General features: G+C 70.1%; 18 protein-coding genes. 9 read left to right on the plus strand and 9 right to left on the minus strand.

Translation table 11 applies throughout. The features are described from left to right. Window positions 1-15 precede the first annotated feature (15 nt). A complete protein-coding gene (locus ABT114_RS18405; protein WP_351143690.1) occupies window positions 16-1,197 on the minus strand; it encodes an L-talarate/galactarate dehydratase in 1,182 nt (393 codons plus the stop codon). 355 nt (window positions 1,198-1,552) lie between these two features. On the opposite strand from ABT114_RS18405, the gene ABT114_RS18410 reads away from it, so the two are divergent. Then, complete coding sequence (locus ABT114_RS18410) at window positions 1,553-2,431, plus strand: LysR substrate-binding domain-containing protein (RefSeq protein ID WP_351143692.1); 879 nt, start codon at window positions 1,553-1,555, stop codon at window positions 2,429-2,431. Window positions 2,432-2,641: 210 nt separating this feature from the next. Further along, entirely contained in the window at window positions 2,642-4,036 is a 1,395-nt protein-coding gene (locus ABT114_RS18415) for an MFS transporter (protein ID WP_351143694.1), read from the plus strand. 496 nt (window positions 4,037-4,532) lie between these two features. Here the strand turns inward: ABT114_RS18415 and ABT114_RS18420 are convergent, their stop codons facing one another. The 7 genes from ABT114_RS18420 to ABT114_RS18450 form a co-directional block, all read right to left on the minus strand. Continuing rightward, on the minus strand, window positions 4,533-4,943 hold the full coding sequence (locus ABT114_RS18420; protein ID WP_351143696.1) for a VOC family protein: 411 nt from the start codon (window positions 4,941-4,943) through the stop codon (window positions 4,533-4,535). 111 nt (window positions 4,944-5,054) lie between these two features. Beyond that, a complete protein-coding gene (locus ABT114_RS18425; RefSeq protein WP_351143698.1) occupies window positions 5,055-5,675 on the minus strand; it encodes a Uma2 family endonuclease in 621 nt (206 codons plus the stop codon). A 166-nt stretch (window positions 5,676-5,841) separates the two neighbouring features. Beyond that, complete coding sequence (locus ABT114_RS18430) at window positions 5,842-6,615, minus strand: succinate dehydrogenase iron-sulfur subunit (protein ID WP_351143700.1); 774 nt, start codon at window positions 6,613-6,615, stop codon at window positions 5,842-5,844. Beyond that, the gene (gene sdhA, locus ABT114_RS18435; RefSeq protein WP_351143702.1) at window positions 6,615-8,369 is read right to left on the minus strand and encodes a succinate dehydrogenase flavoprotein subunit; all 1,755 of its coding nucleotides are present in this window, start codon (window positions 8,367-8,369) and stop codon (window positions 6,615-6,617) included. Before sdhA ends, ABT114_RS18430 begins: the two co-directional genes overlap by 1 nt. A gap of 24 nt (window positions 8,370-8,393) precedes the next feature. Continuing rightward, complete coding sequence (locus tag ABT114_RS18440) at window positions 8,394-8,876, minus strand: succinate dehydrogenase hydrophobic membrane anchor subunit (protein ID WP_351143704.1); 483 nt, start codon at window positions 8,874-8,876, stop codon at window positions 8,394-8,396. Window positions 8,877-8,881: 5 nt separating this feature from the next. Next, window positions 8,882-9,262 carry a succinate dehydrogenase, cytochrome b556 subunit gene (gene sdhC / locus ABT114_RS18445; RefSeq protein ID WP_351143706.1) on the minus strand — a complete coding sequence of 127 codons (381 nt, stop codon included), beginning with the start codon at window positions 9,260-9,262 and terminating at the stop codon, window positions 8,882-8,884. 273 nt (window positions 9,263-9,535) lie between these two features. Continuing rightward, window positions 9,536-10,102 (minus strand): 2-oxo-4-hydroxy-4-carboxy-5-ureidoimidazoline decarboxylase, encoded by a 567-nt coding sequence (locus ABT114_RS18450; protein ID WP_351143708.1) that lies wholly within the window; start codon window positions 10,100-10,102, stop codon window positions 9,536-9,538. Window positions 10,103-10,257: 155 nt separating this feature from the next. Here ABT114_RS18450 and ABT114_RS18455 point away from each other — a divergent pair, with 155 nt between their 5' ends. The 6 genes from ABT114_RS18455 (at window position 10,258) to ABT114_RS18480 (ending at window position 16,170) form a co-directional block, all read left to right on the plus strand. Further along, a complete protein-coding gene (locus ABT114_RS18455) occupies window positions 10,258-11,916 on the plus strand; it encodes a beta-N-acetylhexosaminidase (protein ID WP_351143710.1) in 1,659 nt (552 codons plus the stop codon). Between the two features lie 164 nt (window positions 11,917-12,080). Continuing rightward, the gene (locus ABT114_RS18460; RefSeq protein ID WP_351143712.1) at window positions 12,081-12,683 is read left to right on the plus strand and encodes a hypothetical protein; all 603 of its coding nucleotides are present in this window, start codon (window positions 12,081-12,083) and stop codon (window positions 12,681-12,683) included. 131 nt (window positions 12,684-12,814) lie between these two features. Further along, entirely contained in the window at window positions 12,815-13,222 is a 408-nt protein-coding gene (locus ABT114_RS18465) for a hypothetical protein (protein ID WP_351143713.1), read from the plus strand. 209 nt (window positions 13,223-13,431) lie between these two features. Beyond that, the gene (locus ABT114_RS18470; protein WP_351143715.1) at window positions 13,432-14,064 is read left to right on the plus strand and encodes an RNA polymerase sigma factor; all 633 of its coding nucleotides are present in this window, start codon (window positions 13,432-13,434) and stop codon (window positions 14,062-14,064) included. Window positions 14,065-14,443: 379 nt separating this feature from the next. Next, complete coding sequence (locus tag ABT114_RS18475; RefSeq protein WP_351143717.1) at window positions 14,444-15,106, plus strand: RNA polymerase sigma factor; 663 nt, start codon at window positions 14,444-14,446, stop codon at window positions 15,104-15,106. Beyond that, window positions 15,106-16,170 carry a hypothetical protein gene (locus tag ABT114_RS18480; RefSeq protein WP_351143719.1) on the plus strand — a complete coding sequence of 355 codons (1,065 nt, stop codon included), beginning with the start codon at window positions 15,106-15,108 and terminating at the stop codon, window positions 16,168-16,170. Before ABT114_RS18475 ends, ABT114_RS18480 begins: the two co-directional genes overlap by 1 nt. 208 nt (window positions 16,171-16,378) lie before the next feature. Here the strand turns inward: ABT114_RS18480 and ABT114_RS18485 are convergent, their stop codons facing one another. Next, window positions 16,379-17,266: a L,D-transpeptidase family protein gene (locus tag ABT114_RS18485; protein ID WP_502988340.1), complete on the minus strand. Its 888-nt coding sequence runs from the start codon at window positions 17,264-17,266 to the stop codon at window positions 16,379-16,381. Window positions 17,267-17,450: 184 nt separating this feature from the next. Between ABT114_RS18485 and ABT114_RS18490 the strand changes: the two genes are divergently transcribed. Continuing rightward, the coding region (locus tag ABT114_RS18490; RefSeq protein WP_351143723.1) for a methylmalonyl-CoA mutase family protein at window positions 17,451-17,686 on the plus strand (236 nt) is incomplete at its 3' end.

Consider the following 17,686-nt stretch of genomic DNA (forward strand, 5'->3'; position numbering starts at 1 on the left):
GGTCGGCGGCACAGGTCAGGGGCGGGAACCGACCTCGTGTTCGGCGACCGTCCAGGCGCGGGCCTGGTCGCTGAGGGTGAATCCGAGGCCGGGCCGCGAGGAGACGTACATGCGCCCGTCGCGGATCTCCAGGCGCTCGTTGAACAGCGGCTCCAGCCAGTCGAAGTGCTCGACCCACGGCTCGATCGGGTAGGCGGCGGCCAGGTGGAGATGGATCTCCATCGCGAAGTGCGGGGCGAGCTGCAGCTGGTTGTGCTCGGCGAGCGCGGCGAGCTTGAGGAACTGGGTGATGCCGCCGATGCGGGGAGCGTCGGGCTGGATGACGTCCGCGGCGTTGTGCCGGATCAGCTCGACGTGCTCCGCGACGCTGGCCAGCATCTCGCCGGTGGCGACGGGGGTGTCCAGGGAGGCGGCGAGCGCGGCGTGGCCCTGGGCGTCGTAGGCGTCGAGGGGCTCCTCGATCCAGACCAGGTTGAACTCCTCCAAGGCGCGGCCCATGCGCTGGGCGGTGGGCCGGTCCCACTGCTGGTTGGCGTCGACCATGAGCGGGACGTCGTCGCCGATGTGCTCGCGCACCGCCGTGAGGCGGGCGAGGTCGTACTTGCCGTCGGGGTGCCCGACCTTGATCTTGATGCCGCCGATGCCGCTGCTCAGGGAGGCGGTGGCGTTGTCCAGGACCTGCTCGGTCGGGGTGTGCAGGAATCCGCCGGAGGTGTTGTAACAGCGCACCGAGTCGCGGTGGGCGCCCAGCAGCTTGGCCAGCGGCAGACCGGCCCGCTTGGCCTTGAGGTCCCACAGCGCGACGTCGAAGGCGGCGATCGCCTGAGTGGCCAGGCCGCTGCGGCCCACGGAGGCGCCCGCCCAGACGAGCTTGGTCCAGATCTTGCCGATGTCGCTGGGGTCCTCACCAATCAGGTTGTCGGCGATCTCGCGGGCGTGGGCGAACTGGCCGGGACCGCCGGCGCGCTTGGAGTAGCTGAAGCCGACGCCCTCGTGCCCCTGCTCGGTGGCGATCTCCACGAAGAGGAAGGCCACCTCCGTCATCGGCTTCTGGCGGCCGGTGAGGACCTTCGCGTCGCTGATCGGCGTGGCCAGCGGGAGGGTCACGGAGGAGAGACGCAGCCAGGCGATGCGGTCGAGGGTGGCTTCGCCCGCGGTGTAGGGGGCGTGAGCTGTCGTGTTCTTCGTGGTCACCACTTCGTGTCCCTGGGTTGAGGCGGTTGGGATGGTGCGGGCCGTGCGGGGCGCGGCTGCCCGGCGGCCGGACATGCGGCAGCGAGGTGTCCGGGAGCGGAGGAGTCTCCACGTCTGCCCGTCACGACCGGGAGGCTCCAGGGCTGCTACGGGCGGCCTCTGAGGACGGTCTGCGAACGGCGATCCGACGATCGTGATCCGGGTCGAGCCATGGTGCGTACTCCCTTGGCTCTCCCCTGCCGCCGTGCGGGCGGTGTGCGACGCGGGGATCGCCGTGTCGAATACGTTCGACGCTACGGGCAGCGATTGATCCACGTCCAACATAAAATTTGGATGTACTCATACAAGGAGAGCATCATTGTTCACGTTGACCCAGCTGACGTGTTTTGTGGCGGTGGCGGAAGAACTGCACTTCACGCGGGCCGCCGAGCGCCTGCGCATGACCCAGCCGCCGCTGAGCCGGCAGATCCAGCTGCTCGAGAACGACCTGGGTGTGAAGCTGCTGGACCGCACCAACCGCACCGTGCGCCTGACGCCCGCGGGCTGGGCCTTCCTCGCGGAAGCGCGCCGTATCGTGCGCCAGGCCGAACACGCCACCCTCGCCGTGCGGCGCGTGTCCACCGGTGAGGCGGGCGCGATCGCCGTCGGCTTCACCGCCGCCAGCGCCTACTCCGCGCTCGGAGAGTTCCTCAAGACCGCCCGGAGCGCCCTGCCGGCGGTGGAGATACTGCTGCACGAGCTGGTCACCCGCGACCAGCTCGAAGCCCTCAGCGAGGGCTCTCTCGACCTCGGACTGATCCGCCCGTCCGCCGTCGGCGCCGATCTGACCGTACGCACCGCCGTCCGGGAGGGCCTGGTGGCCGCCCTGCCGGCGGATCACCCGCTGGCGGCCGCCGACGGGCCCGTCGAGCTGCCGGACTTCGACGGCCAGGACTTCCTGATGTACTCCCCCATCGAGGCCCGCTACTTCCACGAACTGCTGCTCAGCACCTTCCGCGCCGAGGGGGTGCGGCCGGTCTTCACCCAGTACCTCAGCCAGGTCCACAGCATCCTGGCGCTGGTCAACACCGGCTGGGGTATCGCCCTGATCCCCGAGGCCGCGGCCCAGATGCGGTACGCCGGTGTCGTCTACCGGCCGCTGCGGCTGCCCGGCGATCCCCGGCCCGTCGAGCTGGACTACGTATGGCGCAAAAACAACGACAATCCCGCTCTCGATGCCCTGCTTCAGCTCCTCTGACCCGGTCCCGGCGGCCGTTCGGGCATCTGCCCGATAAGTGCGCGCCAGGGACGTGCCATACGGCGAGTCATACAAGGAAGGTATTGCAAGCAACAAAATTCGACATGGACGTGAATCGAAACCGTCTCTACGGTCAACTCCAGCCACCGTTCTGTGGCTCGGACCACACGCGGCAGCGTTGCCGCATCACCTAGGTCTAGGAGATTGACCATGCCCGCTCTCGACCGGCAGGACGCGCCGGCGACCGCAGTCCCCATGGCCACCGCCAAAGCGGGCCGCATCAGGTACCTGATTCTGGCCATGCTCTTCGTGGTCACCACGATCAACTACGCCGACCGCTCCACGCTGTCCATCGCCGGCGACTCGATGCAGGAGGATCTGCACATCAGCTCGGGCGAGCTCGGCGTGCTCTTCTCCGCCTTCTCCTGGTCCTACCTCATCGCCCAGCTGCCTGGCGGCTGGCTGCTGGACCGCTTCGGTTCCAAGAAGGTCTACGGCACCGCGATCTTCCTGTGGTCGCTGTTCACGATGCTCCAAGGCGCCATCGGCTTCTTCGCCGGAGCCGCGATCGTGCTGCTGTTCATCCTCCGCTTCGCCGTCGGATTCGCTGAGGCCCCCTCCTTCCCCGGCAACGCGCGCATCGTCGCCGCATGGTTCCCCACCAAGGAGCGCGGCTTCGCCTCCGCCCTGTTCAACTCCGCCCAGTACTTCGCCACCGTCGCCTTCGCTCCCCTCATGGGCTGGCTGGTCACGTCGTTGGGCTGGGAGCACGTCTTCACCGTCATCGGCGGCGTCGGCGTCGTTCTCGCCATCGTGTGGACCAAGGTCATCTACGCGCCCCGCAGCCACCCGCGTATCCAGCGGGCCGAGCTCGACCACATCTCCTCCGGGGGCGCGCTGGTCGACATGGACGCGCCCACGGCCGAAGAGGACATGCGGGCCAGGGAAGCCGCCTCCGGCAAGCAGAACCTGCGTCACATCGGCACGCTGCTGAGGAACCGCACCACCCTCGGTGTCTTCGTCGGGCAGTACTTCATCAACACCATCACCTGGTTCTTCCTGACGTGGTTCCCGGTGTACCTGGTCCAGGAGCGCGGCATGAGCATCCTGGAAGCCGGTTTCGTCTCCTCCCTGCCGGCCCTGTGCGGCTTCGTCGGCGGCGTTCTCGGCGGCTGGCTCTCCGACCGCCTTGCCGGCCGCGGCACCGGCCTCACCGCCGCCCGCAAGATCCCCATCGTCACGGGGCTGCTGCTGTCCACCAGCATCATCATCTGTAACTACGTGACCGCCTCGTGGCTCGTCGTCCTGATCATGTCCCTCGCCTTCTTCGGTAAGGGCATGGGCGCGCTCGGCTGGGCCGTCATGTCGGACGTGTCTCCCAAGCGGATCGCCGGTCTGGCCGGCGGGGTCTTCAACGCCTTCGGTGCCGTCGCCGGCATCGTCACCCCGCTCCTCATCGGCTACATCCTCGACGCCACCGGCTCCTTCGACCTCGCGCTGGTCTTCGTCAGCGCCTGCGCCGCCATGGCCGTGTTCAGCTACCTCGTCATCGTCCGCGAGATCAAGCGCGTCGAACTCCCCGAGGAGGAGTCTGCCGCCGCGTAGCCGCACACCCCGTGCACGATCAGCAGGCCTCGTCCCGCACTCGTCCGCGCCTGCCCGAGGGCTTCCCGCGCTCCTCGGGACACCCCTCGGCGACGCACCGGCATCTCGGACGGCCGCACGCCGCGTGGCCCCAGCGCTTCCGGCCCACCGCTTCGGATCCCTGACAGTTCCCCGCCACAGCGGAACGCCGACCGTTGCCCGCTGCGGCGGAACACCGACCGCCCCGCCACCGCCCCGACCGGCACCCGCCGGCCGGGGCGGCGGCGCTCCGGCCCCTGCGGCTCACCAGCCGCTGCAGGCCGTCCGGGGTACGGAGACCCGCCCAGCGCCGACAAGACCCGCCTCGTACCAGGCGTACTGAGCAGCCTTGTCGAAGTCCGGTGCGGTATCGCGCCCCGCAAGGGACGTGGGGCTGTGTCGATATGCGGCTCCGCCGCGTGGGCGCGACCAGCCCCCACCGGCCCGCAGGATCGTCACCGCGCTTCCAGCGGAGCGCTCAGGGTCTCCGCCCGAGCTCGGGCCGCTTGGAGTAGTCCGTGAACCCGAGGACGTTCCCCCAGGGGTCGGCGATCTCGACCGTCCATCCGGTGGCCACGGGGGACGGCTCGTCAAGCACCGCGATCCCGGCCTCCGCCAACTCCCGCGCCGCTGCCCGGGCATCCGGCACCTCCACCCAGATCCGGGGCGAGGGCCAAGGAGGCGGCCGACGTCCCAGTCCCTCCTCCTGCCGCAGCAGAATCCCGGGCGTCTCACCCCCGACCTTCAACTGAGCGATCCCGGCCTCGTCGAACCGGAACCCCACGGCGAACCCGGCGCGCTCGTAGAACCCGACGGCCTCGCCGAGGTCACCGACGGGGAGCAGCACGTTGTCGAAGCCGAGCGGTTCGTAGCACTGGTCATCTGACATGCCATCAGATTAAGTGCGGGCCCGGCCGCCGGGGTGCCGCATTTCGGTAACCTTCCCCCGGATTGCGTAGGGGGAGCCCACGGGCCGGGTGCGCTCTCTGGCTTGACCGGCTCAGTCGCTGTTCTTCCGCTGTCCCGCCTTGAGGATCTCCGTCACGTCCAGGGTGACCTTGGCGCCGATGGAGTCGGGGAGGGCCACGATTTCGCCGGGGGCGTGGGGGCGGTGGTTCTCGTACGTGTCTCCGACGGGGTCCGTGAGGACGTGCAGGCGCTGGTGCTTGCGGTCGACGACGACGTAGACCGGGATCTTCGCCTCGGCGTAGGCGGCGACCTTGGTCTTCATGTCGTTCTTCCAGTTCTTGGAGGTGACCTCCAGGACGAGACGGAAGCAGACCGGGTCGTACGCGTTGTTCTCGATGAGGTGATCGTCGATGTCGGCGTCCACCACCGCGAGGTCGGGGATCGCGTAGTCCTCGGTGTCGATGGGCAGCCAGAGCCCGATGCCCTGAAGCACCTCGGTCTCACCGTCGTCCAGCCCTGCTGCGATGAACGGACGCATGAGTTTGGTCAGGGCACGAGCGTGGGGCACATCCGGGGACGGGGTCACGAGGAGATTTCCTCCGATGATCTCGACGCGGTAGCCCGGATGGCGTTCCATGATCTCGTCGGCGATTGCCGTGAGCGAGACCGGCTCGTCGTCGTCGAAGGGCTGCTCGACGGCTGCAGCGGACATCGCGTGCCTCCCGTGGGCTGGTGTCGAGGCCATCATCGTAGGCGGGGCGTCGTCCCCACGTCCTGCACAGCCACGGTCACCCGATCGTGTTCCGGCACGCCCGAGGGCCCCGTTTCTCGGCAAGCAACCGGGAAACGGGGCCCTCACGGACCTAGCGAAGACGAGGTCAGAAGCGGCGCGTGATCAGCGCCTTCTTCACCTCTGCGATCGCCTTCGTGACCTCGATACCGCGCGGGCAGGCGTCCGTGCAGTTGAAGGTCGTGCGGCAGCGCCACACGCCGTCGCGGTCGTTGAGGATCTCCAGCCGCTGCTCGCCGGCCTCGTCGCGCGAGTCGAAGATGAAGCGGTGGGCGTTGACGATGGCCGCCGGGCCGAAGTACTGGCCGTCGTTCCAGAAGACCGGGCACGAGGACGTGCAGGCCGCGCAGAGGATGCACTTCGTCGTGTCGTCGAAGCGCGCACGGTCCTCGGCCGACTGGAGGCGCTCACGCGTGGGCTCGTTCGTGTCCTTCGTGATGAGGAAGGGCATGACGTCGCGGTACGCCTGGAAGAACGGCTCCATGTCGACGACCAGGTCCTTGAGGACCGTCAGGCCCTTGATGGGCTCGACCGTGATCGGCTTCTCGGGGTTGATGTCCTTGATCAGCGTCTTGCAGGCAAGGCGGTTCTTGCCGTTGATCCGCATGGCGTCCGAGCCGCAGATGCCGTGCGCGCAGGAGCGGCGGAAGGTGAGGGTGCCGTCGATGTCCCACTTGATCTTGTGGAGGCCGTCGAGGACGCGCTCCTTCGGGTCGATCTCCAGCTGGAAGTCTTCCCAGGTCGCCTCGGCCGAGACCTCCGAGTTGAACCGGCGGATCCGGAAGGTGACCGTGATGTACGGGGAGTCGGCGAAGCCCGCCTCAGGCTTGGCGTCTTCCTTGTCGAGGGTCGGGGTTGCCATCAGTACTTACGCTCCATCGGCTGGTAGCGGGTCTGGACGACCGGCTTGTAGTCGAGACGGATGGACTCGGTGCCGTCGTCGCCGACCTCGCGGTACGCCATGGTGTGGCGCATGAAGTTGACGTCGTCGCGGTTCGGGTAGTCCTCGCGGAAGTGTCCGCCGCGGGACTCCTTGCGGGCGAGCGCGGAGACCGCCATGACCTCGGCCAGCTCCAGCAGGTTGCCCAGCTCGATCGCCTCCAGCAGGTCGGTGTTGAACCGCTTGCCCTTGTCCTGGATCGAGACGTTCCGGTAGCGCTCGCGCAGCTCGGCGATCTTCTCGACCGCGGTCTTGATCGTCTGCTCGGTGCGGAACACCATGACGTTCGCGTCCATGGTGTCCTGCAGCTCGCGGCGCAGGTTTGCCACCCGCTCCGAACCGGTGGAGTTGCGCAGCCGCTCGATCTGCTCGACCACGAGCGACTCCGGGTTCTCCGGCAGCGGCGCGTAGTCGTTGGCGTGCGCGTACTCGGCGGCCGCGATGCCCGACCGGCGGCCGAACACGTTGATGTCGAGCAGCGAGTTGGTGCCCAGACGGTTGGCGCCGTGCACCGACACACAGGCGACCTCGCCGGCCGCGTACAGGCCGGGGATGACCGTGGTGTTGTCCGCCAGGACCTCACCCTCGACGTTCGTCGGGATGCCGCCCATCGCGTAGTGCGCGGTGGGCTGGATCGGGATCGGGTCCGTGTACGGCTCGATGCCCAGGTAGGTGCGCGCGAACTCCGTGATGTCGGGCAGCTTGGCGTCCAGCTGCTCCGGCGGGAGGTGCGTGAGGTCCAGGTAGACGTGGTCGCCCTCGGGGCCACAGCCACGACCCTCGCGGATCTCCGTGTAGATGGAGCGCGAGACGACGTCACGGGACGCGAGGTCCTTCATGACCGGCGCGTACTTCTCCATGAAGCGCTCGCCGTCCTTGTTGCGGAGGATGCCGCCCTCACCACGGGCGCCCTCCGTCAGCAGGATGCCCATGCGCCAGATGCCGGTCGGGTGGAACTGGAAGAACTCCATGTCCTCCAGCGGGATGCCCCGGCGGTAGCAGGCGGCCTGGCCGTCACCGGTGAGGGTGTGCGCGTTCGAGGTCACCCGGAAGAACTTGCCGGTGCCGCCGGACGCGTAGATCACGGACTTCGCCTGGAAGACGTGGATCTCGCCGGTCGCCAGCTCGTACGCCACGACACCCGCCGACCGCTTGACGCCGTCGACCTCGGTCATCAGCTGGTCGAGGACGTAGAACTCGTTGAAGAACTCCACGCCCTCCTTCACGCAGTTCTGGTACAGCGTCTGGAGGATCATGTGGCCGGTGCGGTCGGCCGCGTAGCAGGACCGGCGGACCGGGGCCTCGCCGTGGTTGCGGCTGTGACCGCCGAAGCGGCGCTGGTCGATGGTGCCGTTCGGCGTGCGGTTGAACGGCAGGCCCATCTTCTCCAGGTCGAGGACGGAGTCGATGGCCTCCTTCGCCAGGATCTCGGCGGCGTCCTGGTCGACCAGGTAGTCACCGCCCTTGACCGTGTCGAAGGTGTGCCACTCCCAGTTGTCCTCCTCCACGTTGGCCAGCGCGGCGGCCATGCCGCCCTGCGCGGCGCCCGTGTGGGAGCGGGTGGGGTAGAGCTTGGTCAGCACGGCGGTGCGGCTGCGCTTCGTCGACTCGATGGCGGCGCGCATACCGGCGCCACCGGCGCCGACGATGACGGTGTCGTACTTGTGGATCTTCATGAGTGGATTACCTCAGCCCCGTGCCTAGCGGATGTTCGGGTCGAAGGTGAAGATCACCAGCGTGCCCAGCAGGATGGTGAACACCGTGGCGGTGTAGAGCAGGCCCTTGAGCCACAGCCGGGTGTTCGCGCGCTCCGCGTAGTCGTTGATGACCGTGCGCAGGCCGTTGGCTCCGTGCAGCATCGCGAGCCACAGCATCAGCAGGTCCCAGACCTGCCAGAACGGGGAGGCCCAGCGGCCGGCCACGAAGGCGAAGCCGATCTTGGAGACGCCGCCGTCGAGCACGAGCTGGATCAGCAGGTGGCCGAGGACCAGGACGACCAGCACGACGCCGGACAGGCGCATGAACAGCCACGCGGCCATCTCGAAGTTGCCCCGCGTGGACTTCGGGGACTTCTTGGTGCGTGCGCGCGGGGCCTCGATGAGAGGCGCCGGGTTGTCGACGTTGAAGACGGAACCGCCCTCGACGGGGCCGATCCCGGATGCGGTGGTTTCAGTGGTGGACATCGGCGTCAGCTCCCGAACAGTTCACGAGCGGCGTGGCCGAGGACGGGGTAGATCGCCCCGATCATCAGCACGACCCAGATGCCCACGACGGACCAGAGCAGCTGCTTCTGGTAGCGCGGTCCCTTCGACCAGAAGTCGACGGCGATGACGCGCAGGCCGTTGAGTGCATGGAAGAGGATGGCGGCGACGAGGCCGTACTCCAGCAGCCCGACGATCGGGGTCTTGTACGTGGCTACGACCTTGTCGTAGTCCTCGGGGGAGACACGCACGAGAGCGGTGTCAAGCACGTGAACGAACAGGAAGAAGAAGATGAGGACGCCGGTGACTCGATGAGCCACCCAGGACCACATTCCTTCCCGGCCGCGGTACAGCGTTCCAGCCGGCACGGAAGAACCCTCCGGGAGCGGGGATTGGGGCCTGCCGGCTTGGGTGTCGGACGGGCCCGGCCGGGTACGGTCCACCGGCCCCCAGCATCGTAGCGACGTGTACCCGCGGTGCTGACGCGGGGCCTGCCGGTGTGATCAAACTGGTAGCCCAAAGGGCACGGACGGGCTATTAACGGACGGTTATGGGGTGGGGTGGGCCGTGTTTCGCCTGGCGCGGCGCCCGGTGCGGCGCCTTTGTGGCTGGTCGCGGCCGCGCGGCGGAGCCGCGAATCGTTACAGCCCCGCGCCCCCGAGCAGCTCCACCAGACGCCCTCGTGCCAGGTTCCGGAGTTCCTCTGCCGCTACGACCCGTTCCTCCTCCGGATCGTTTGTCAATCGTGACCGGATGCCTTCGAGGATGCGGTCCAGGGTCTCCTCCCCGGCCACCCCGGCCAGGCAGATGACGAACACGTGCCCGAACCGCGCCTCGTATGCCGCGTGTGCCGCACTCAGCGCGGTATGGGCTGCCGAGTACGTTCCGTCCGGCAACGTCGGCAATGTCTCGTCCGCCAGTGCCTCCGCCAGGTCCCCCGGCGTCAGGTCGTACGCCGCTTCATCGGAGGCCGCCAGGAGGGAGTCCAGGTCGGGATAGGGGCGATGGTCGGCTACGCGCCTGGCCCAGCGGAGGCTGCGGAGGCAGTCCAGGAGCAGGTGGTGGGCGGCTGCGGCGGACGCGGTGTTGAACCCCTCCAGCGGATTCGGAGACGGTGGGGTGCGGGCCTGCTCCGGGAGGGCAGGTACGGCCACTCGGCCCGGGAGGTGGGGAAGACGGTGCGCAGACAGCGTGGGTCCTCGCGTCACGTGTGTGTCGGCAGGCGATGCCGTGAGAGGTGTGGCCACACCGTAGCGAGAGCGGTCATGTCGTGTCCGTCGGATGCCCGAATTTCACCCGCACGAGAGAGTTTCGGAACGCGTGGTGGACACCGTCGATGCATCAGGAGTCGTAGGTTGGCGCCGTGAGCGAGCACCGGCGCCGGGCGCCGCAGAAGAAGGTGAGGCAGCGGGCGCTGCTGATCGGGGCCGCGATCGCCGCGTTCGGTGCGGGCCTCGGGCTCTGGGCCTCCGACGACGGGAGCCCCGCGGGCTCGGCGGCAGGGCAGGCCTCCGGCAGCCCGTCCGTGGCCACCTCCTCGGGCGAGACCTCCGCCGGACGGGCGTCGAGCCCGAGTCCTTCCCCCACCCGCACCTACGCCCTCTCCCGGACCCCGCGCACCATCCCCGCCGTACGGGCCCACACCCCGGCGCGCGGTCCGGGCTGGCGGCCGGCGTCCGGATACCGGGTGGTCGTGAGCGACAGCGAGCTGGCCGACGAGGCTCGGCTGGTCGCCGGTGAGCTGGGGCTGACGTACGCGGGCGAGAAGAGCGACGTGCGCGCCGGGGACGTACGGCTGGCGCTGAACGACGACGAGGGCGCGGACCCGGAGTCGTACGCGATGACCGTGCGCGGCGGCCGGGTGACCATCAGCGGGCCCGCCGACGCGGGCGTCTTCTACGGCACCCGCACCCTCAAGCAGGAGGTGCACGGCGGCGCCGCGGCCCCGGAGGGCGTCGTGCGCGACGAGCCGGCCAAGCCGCGGCGCGGGTTCATGCTGGACATCGCGCGCAAGCACTTCACCGCCTCCTGGATCGAGGACCGGGTGCGCGAGCTGGGCGACCTGAAGTTCAACGAGCTCGGGCTGCACTTCTCGGACGACCAGGGCTTCCGGATCCAGTCCACGACCCATCCCGAGATCGTGTCCCAGCAGCATCTGACCAAGGCCGAGGTCACGAAGATCGTCCAGCTGGCCGAGAGCCGGCACATCACGATCGTGCCCGAGATCGACTCACCCGGTCACCTCGGCGCCGTCATCGCCGCCCACCCCGACCTCCAGCTGCGCAACGCGCAGGGGGTGGCCACGCGAGGGGCGATCGACATCTCCAAGGACGAGTCCGCCACGATCGTCGACGACCTGCTCGACGAGTACGCCGGCCTGTTCCCCGGCAGTCAGTGGCACCTCGGCGGCGACGAGTACCAGGCGCTGACGGTGGCGAACCCCGCGGCCTCCTACCCGCAGCTGGCCGCCGCGGCCATGGACGCGTACGGCCCCTCCGGAACCGTCGCCGACCTCACCACCGGCTGGCTCAACGGCCGCGCCGACACCGTCCGCGCCCACGACCGCACGATGCGGGTCTGGAACGACGGCTTCTTCCGCGGTACGTCCGTGCAGCCCGCCGAGGACCTTCAGGTCGCCTACTGGACCGGCAAGGAGATCGGGGCCCGGGAGCCGACGGAGTACCTGAGTGCGGGGCGCAAGGTGCTCAACTACAACGACGAGTTCCTCTACTACGTGCTCGGACAGCCGCAGACCTTCGTCTACCCGACGGGACAGCGGATCTACGAGCAGTGGAACCCGCGCGTCCTGCGCAAGACGGCGGAGGTGCCGGCGAGGTACGACGACCAGATCCTCGGCGGCTCCTTCGCGGTCTGGTGCGACCTCGCGAACTCCCAGACCCAGGAGCAGGTCGCGGCCGGGATCCGCATGCCGCTGCGGGCGACGGTCCAGAAGCTGTGGGACCCGGGCACACCCGCCCTCTCCTGGACGGAGTTCAAGGCGCTGGCGGCGCGGCTGGGGTGAAACCCGGGGCGTGTCCGCCGACGCGGACCCGTTGGCTGAAAACCTCTTCTTCCGTCTGCTTGACCGGCTCGGCGTGGTGCCCCTGTGACACTACGGAGCGGTCGCACGCAGTAAGGGGAAGTGCGGGCTCCGTAAGGGATGGCGCCCCGGCGAGGGAGGCGTGAATGAGCCTGGTGGACCTCATCGGTCAGGCCGACGAACGCGGACTGGCCGCGAGCGGACTGGCTTGTTTGGATCGGTGCGTGCCGCTGCTCGGCGGTGACGACGAGATCCTGCGGCCGCTGTGGGGGAGCCTCGCGGACGGCTCCGGCGCCGATGACTGGGGCGAGTCGCTGGAGCAGGCGCGCGAGAAGCTGGCCGAGCCGGCCCGGTCCGCCGAGAACGAAGCCGCCCTCCTCGCCCACCGGATGCTCGCCGCCGCCCCGGCCGTGCGAACCGCCGCCGAGGTGCGGCTGTGGGCCGACGCCTGCTCGGTCGCCTCGCTCCAGATCCACCGGCTCCTCGACCCGGCCGAGGACGCCTCCCCGGTCGACTCCCGCCGTGCGGGTCGTATGCAGGGCATGCCGCCGCTCGTCGCCGCCGAACTGCGCCGTCAGATCACCGTCCTGGAACTGCTCGCCGAGCACGGCGCGGGCGGCCTGCGTCGGGCGCTGGACGTGTCCACGGAGGGGCGGCGGGTGCTGCGCGCGGTGGTGTCGCGGCGGGCGCGGGGCGCACACGGGGTACAGGGCGCACAGGGCGCACAGGGGCGCAAACCCCGATCCTGAGCGAATCCTGTGCCCTTCGTGCGAGGGAGGTGGGGCGGTCCTGCACCGGTTGCGGGAACCCCTCGGATCCGGGTGACGAAAAGGCCGCTGACCTCGCTCTTCTCAATGTGACGACCTATGGGACGAGCTATGTGACGACTGGAACTGCACAGCAGGGGACCAGGCCCCACGCCGCGACCAGACCCGTGCGGTGGGCGGCGGACGTGGTGACCGCGATGCGCGAGGGCGCGCGGCTGCGGCTCGACTACTCGGCGCAGAGCCTGTGGCGGGTCGACCGGATGATCGAGGAGCTACGTCGGGAGGGCACTCCGAGCGCTGCCGCGGAGGGCGTGCTGCGCGGCTTCGGCGCGTACGCCGGTGAGGTGATCGCCCGTCAGACCGGCGCGGAGTGGTGGGCGACGGGCGGGGACCACTGGATCCGCACCCCGGACGGACGGCTGTGGGACCCGATCGACGAGGCCCGCCGGTGTTTCGCGGGCCACGGGTCGCTGCGGCTGCTGTGCCGGGACGCGACGGCGCCGAAGAGCGCGGGTGGCTGAGCAGCAGGGGCCGGGGTTCGCCGGCTGGGCCGCGCACCGGGCGGCCGGGAGGGACTGGTTCGACGGGGCGGACCCCGCCTGACGAGCTGTGACACTTCTTCCAGGACTGTGACACTTCTTCCAGGACAGACGCAGATGACCGTGGAGACGCGCCACGCAGTGGCTCCGCACGCGAGGCGGCTACGAACTCGGCATGAACGAGGACTGTCTTGGGCCAGGGAGGGGAACCCCGGCGCGCGCAGGCGTACGACGGGGAGCTGGGCGCGGCGGTCACGCTGGCCCAGCAGGGGGACGAGACCGCGTTCGCGGTGGCGTACCGGATCGTGCAGCCGGGACTGCTCGGTTATCTGCGCGGGCTGGTCGGCGACGACGCCGAGGACGTGGCGGCCGACGCATGGCTGGAGATCGCCCGCGACCTCGGGCGGTTCAAGGGGGACGGGGCGGGCTTCCGCGGCTGGACCGCGACCATCGCCCGGCACCGCGCGCTCGACCATCTGCGCCGCCGCCGGGTACGGCCCCAGGCGGCGCCGCTCGAACCGGACGTACTGGACCTGCCCGGCCCGCACAGCACCCACGATCAGGCGCTGGAGTCCCTCTCCACGGAGCGCGCCCTCGACCTGATCCGCGCCCTGCCGCCCGACCAGGCCGAGGCCGTACTGCGCCGGGTCGTCGTCGGCCTGGACGGGCCGGCCGCCGCCCGCGTCCTCGGCAAACGCCCCGGCGCGGTCCGCACCGCCGCCCACCGGGGCCTGCGCCGCATCGCCCGCCAACTGGGCGTGGACGGCCCGGCGGCCGGAGGTGTGACGGATGACGGCCCCCGGAAACCGGGGGAGTCGACATGAAGGCCTTCGGGGCCGTACGCGACCTGGGAGCGCCCGCGGGCCCCGAGAACTCGTAGCCAAAGCAACGGCCGGGGCCGCCACCCCCCACAGGAGAGGCCCCGGCCGTCGCGCGGCACGGGCCGCGCGGCGGCCCGTATTTCCTACAGCGCCATGAGTGCGTTTTCTGTCACACCTGCTGAGTCACGAGTTAGTTGCATGTTCTACCGACATGGACGAGCAGCGGTTTCACGCCGTAACGTGCCTTTCGCGCCGTACCGCGGACAGCGGCGGACTGCCGTGACCACCACGGAGCCTGTGACCGCAACCATCGATTGAGCAACCACGACGGCGAGGACCCGGTCCGCGAGAGCGGCGCCGGCTTAGGCGCAAAAGGGGCGCGGTGCTGGGGGACGACGCGGAGCTGACGGCCGCGGTGCTTGCGGCACAGGACGGGGACGAGACCGCGTTCCGGACTGTGTACCGCACGGTGCACCCCAGGCTGCTCGGATACGTACGGACGCTGGTCGGCGACCTCGACGCCGAGGACGTCGCCTCCGAAGCATGGCTGCAGATCGCCCGTGACCTGGAGCGGTTCACCGGGGACGCGGACCGCTTCCGCGGCTGGGCCGCCCGTATAGCGCGCAACCGCGCCCTGGACCACATACGGATGCGTGGGCGCCGACCCGCGATAGGCGGTGACGAGACCGAGCTGACCGCCAAGGCCGCCGAGTCCGACACCGCGGGCGAGGCCATGGAGGCCCTGGCCACCGACCGGACCCTCTCCCTCATCGCCCGGCTGCCGCAGGACCAGGCCGAGGCGGTGGTGCTGCGTGTCGTCGTGGGCCTCGACGCCAAGACCGCCGCCGAGACGCTCGGCAAGCGGCCGGGTGCCGTCCGCACGGCCGCGCACCGCGGTCTGAAGCGGCTCGCCGAACTCCTCGGCGCCGATCCGGAATCGGCCGGCGGCCTCGACGCCCTGCCGACACAGCGAGAACCGCGCGGCCGCGCGGTGACGTCCGCCGGTGTGACGCATCCACGCGCGCGGACGCAGAAGGACATGTGATGGCCGACGAGCAGTACAGGTGGCTGGACCGCGAAACGGCGGAGCGCTTGCTGCGCGGGGAGCCGCTCGACAACGCTGTCGACGCCACAGCCCGCGACCGGGCCGAACGCCTCGCCGGGACTCTTGGCGCGCTGTCCGCGGCGACACCCCCGCTGAGCAGCGCCGAACTCCCCGGCGAGGCCGCCGCGCTGGCCGCGTTCCGCGCGGCGCGCACCGCCCGCGGCGCCGAGCGGTCGGCCGCTGGTCACCGCGCGCACGCCCGCACCTCCTACTCCGTGGATGCCGGGCTTGTCCGACTCGGCCGCCCCGCCCCGGTCGCCGACCGCCCCCGCTGGGGTCGCCCGGTGCGCCTGGGACTGTCCGCCGCGCTGGCCGTCGGCATGGTCGGCGGGGTCGCGGTGGCGGCCGGAACCGGAGTCCTGCCCACGCCGTTCGGCGGCGTCGAACCGGGCCCCGCCGCCTCCGTCTCGGCCGCCGCGAGCCCCGACCGCCCGCTCGTCTCGCCCGCGCCGTACGGCACCGCGGGCGGCGCCACCGGCCCGGCGACGCCCGACAGCACCGGCTCCGCCGGCCGGGACACGGCACGGGGTACGAACGGCGGAGCCGGTGCCGAGGGCAGCGACTCCGGCGACCGAGCCGGTACCGGCACCGGCTCGTCGTGGAGCGGTGCCACCGCGGCCTGCCAGGACGTGCGCGCCGGGCGGGACCTGGGCGCCGAACGCCGACGCGCCCTGGAGGGCGTCGCGGGCGGCTCCACGCGCGTGTGGAAGTACTGCAAGGGCATCCTCGACAGCGCCGCCGCCGACCAGGACACCAAGGCCAAGGAGGAGTCCAGGGAGGAGTCCAGGGAGGAGTCCAAAGGTGACTCCAAGGACGACTCCAACGGGGAGAGCCTCGACGGCAGCGGTGACCAAGGAGACCAGAGCGGCAAAGGCGATAAAAGCGATAAAGACGGCGAAGGCGAGAACGGCGACGGCCAGGGCATAGCCCCCGGCAGCGGCAGCGGCAGCGGCCGCGACGACCACCGGAATGGTGTGAACGCACGCACCGGCGCACGCCTCTGACCTGCGGTTTCGTAGCGCGTTGAACTTTTTTCGCAACAGGTGTGACGTTTTCTGCGGCCACGACGCAGTGATAAGTGAGCCGACTGGTCATCGGCCGTCGCACGGAGCCGGGGTTCCCCCCGTACCTACGGCACGTGCACCCGGCGCGGGCGGGACACGTTCCCCCGGTCCCGCCCGCGCCCCGAATCCTCTTCCGCGCTCTGCGGCGTCACCAGTACACGACGACCTTGTCGCCGCTCCTCACCTGCGCGAACAGCTCCGCGATCGCCGCCTCGTCCCGTACGTTGACGCAGCCGTGCGAGGCGCCGGCGTACCCGCGGGCCGCGAAGTCGTACGAGTAGTGCACGGCCTGACCGCCGCTGAAGAACATGGCGTACGGCATCGGGGAGTCGTAGAGCGTCGACACATGGTGGCGGGACTTCCAGTAGACGTGGAACACGCCTTCCCGGGTGGGGGTGTACTGCGAGCCGAACCGGACCGACATGGTCGACACGGTCCGCCCGTCGATCATCCAGCGCAGGGTGCGGCTCGACTTGCTGATGCACAGCACCCGGCCCGTCAGACAGCGCGGGTCCGGCGCGGCGGCCGGCTGCCCGCCCATCAGGTACAACTCCCACGGGCCGGGTTCGTGCGTCATCCCCAGCAGCCGCTGCCAGGTGACGGAGTCCACCTCACCCGTCCTCGGCAGCCCGCGCTTGCCCTGAAAGCCCTTGACCGCCTCCTCGGTGAGATCGTCGTACGTCCCCGTCGGCCCGTCGAAGAGCCAGGCGACCTGACGCAGCCGGGCCTGGAGTTCGCGTACGTCCCGCCCGGTGTCCCCGGCCGACCACAGCACCGCCGGGGCGGCGGACGTGGTCGGGGCGGCGCTCGGCTTGTCGTCGGAGCGGGCGGGTGTACGGGACGCGCCGGGCGTGCTCGGCGCCGTACTGGTGATGTCGATGTGCACCGGCGAACGGTTCTTGCCGTCCCCGTCCGGGGTTTGCACGGTGCAGCCGCACACCGTCGCCAGCGCGGTCAGGGCCGCCACGGCGGCCAGGGTGGCGATCGGTCTCCCGCTGTCCGTACGAGTCGGTCTCCCCATGCCCGTACTACGCATCACGGACCCCCCTCGTCTCACTGTCGCCCCGCCGTTCGGCTCACCGGAGTGCGCTGATCGTGCACGATGTCATCTGAGATGTTCCCCGCGGATGACGGCACACGAACGGCGCGGCATTGTGGTTTCCAGGACCCTCCGTCGCACGGTCGGTTTGTACTGGCAAGTAACCAGGAGGCGACACACCATGGCGCGTGAGTCGGAGTCCGGACTGCCCATCGAGCCGGTCTACGGGCCGGAGGTGCTGGAGGGCTGGGATCCGGCGGAGAGTCTGGGTGAGCCGGGGGCGTATCCGTTCACGCGTGGTGTGTACCGGTCGATGTACACAGGCCGTCCGTGGACGATGCGTCAGTACGCGGGCTTCGGTACGGCGACGGAGTCCAACGCCCGCTATCAGCAGCTGATCGCGAACGGCACGATGGG

The organism is Streptomyces sp. NPDC002088 (genome assembly GCF_040296605.1).
In the GTDB taxonomy this organism is placed as follows: domain Bacteria; phylum Actinomycetota; class Actinomycetes; order Streptomycetales; family Streptomycetaceae; genus Streptomyces.

Coding starts and splice junctions, on each gene's coding strand:
- ABT114_RS18425 (WP_351143698.1), bottom strand. CDS start 5,675: ATGTCCGCTGCAGCCGTCGAGCAGCCCTTCGACGACGACGAGCCGGTC.
- ABT114_RS18485 (WP_502988340.1), bottom strand. CDS start 17,266: ATGCGTAGTACGGGCATGGGGAGACCGACTCGTACGGACAGCGGGAGA.
- ABT114_RS18440 (WP_351143704.1), bottom strand. CDS start 8,876: ATGTCCACCACTGAAACCACCGCATCCGGGATCGGCCCCGTCGAGGGC.
- ABT114_RS18480 (WP_351143719.1), top strand. CDS start 15,106: ATGGCCGACGAGCAGTACAGGTGGCTGGACCGCGAAACGGCGGAGCGC.
- sdhA (WP_351143702.1), bottom strand. CDS start 8,369: ATGAAGATCCACAAGTACGACACCGTCATCGTCGGCGCCGGTGGCGCC.
- ABT114_RS18415 (WP_351143694.1), top strand. CDS start 2,642: ATGCCCGCTCTCGACCGGCAGGACGCGCCGGCGACCGCAGTCCCCATG.
- ABT114_RS18430 (WP_351143700.1), bottom strand. CDS start 6,615: ATGGCAACCCCGACCCTCGACAAGGAAGACGCCAAGCCTGAGGCGGGC.
- ABT114_RS18420 (WP_351143696.1), bottom strand. CDS start 4,943: ATGTCAGATGACCAGTGCTACGAACCGCTCGGCTTCGACAACGTGCTG.
- ABT114_RS18460 (WP_351143712.1), top strand. CDS start 12,081: ATGAGCCTGGTGGACCTCATCGGTCAGGCCGACGAACGCGGACTGGCC.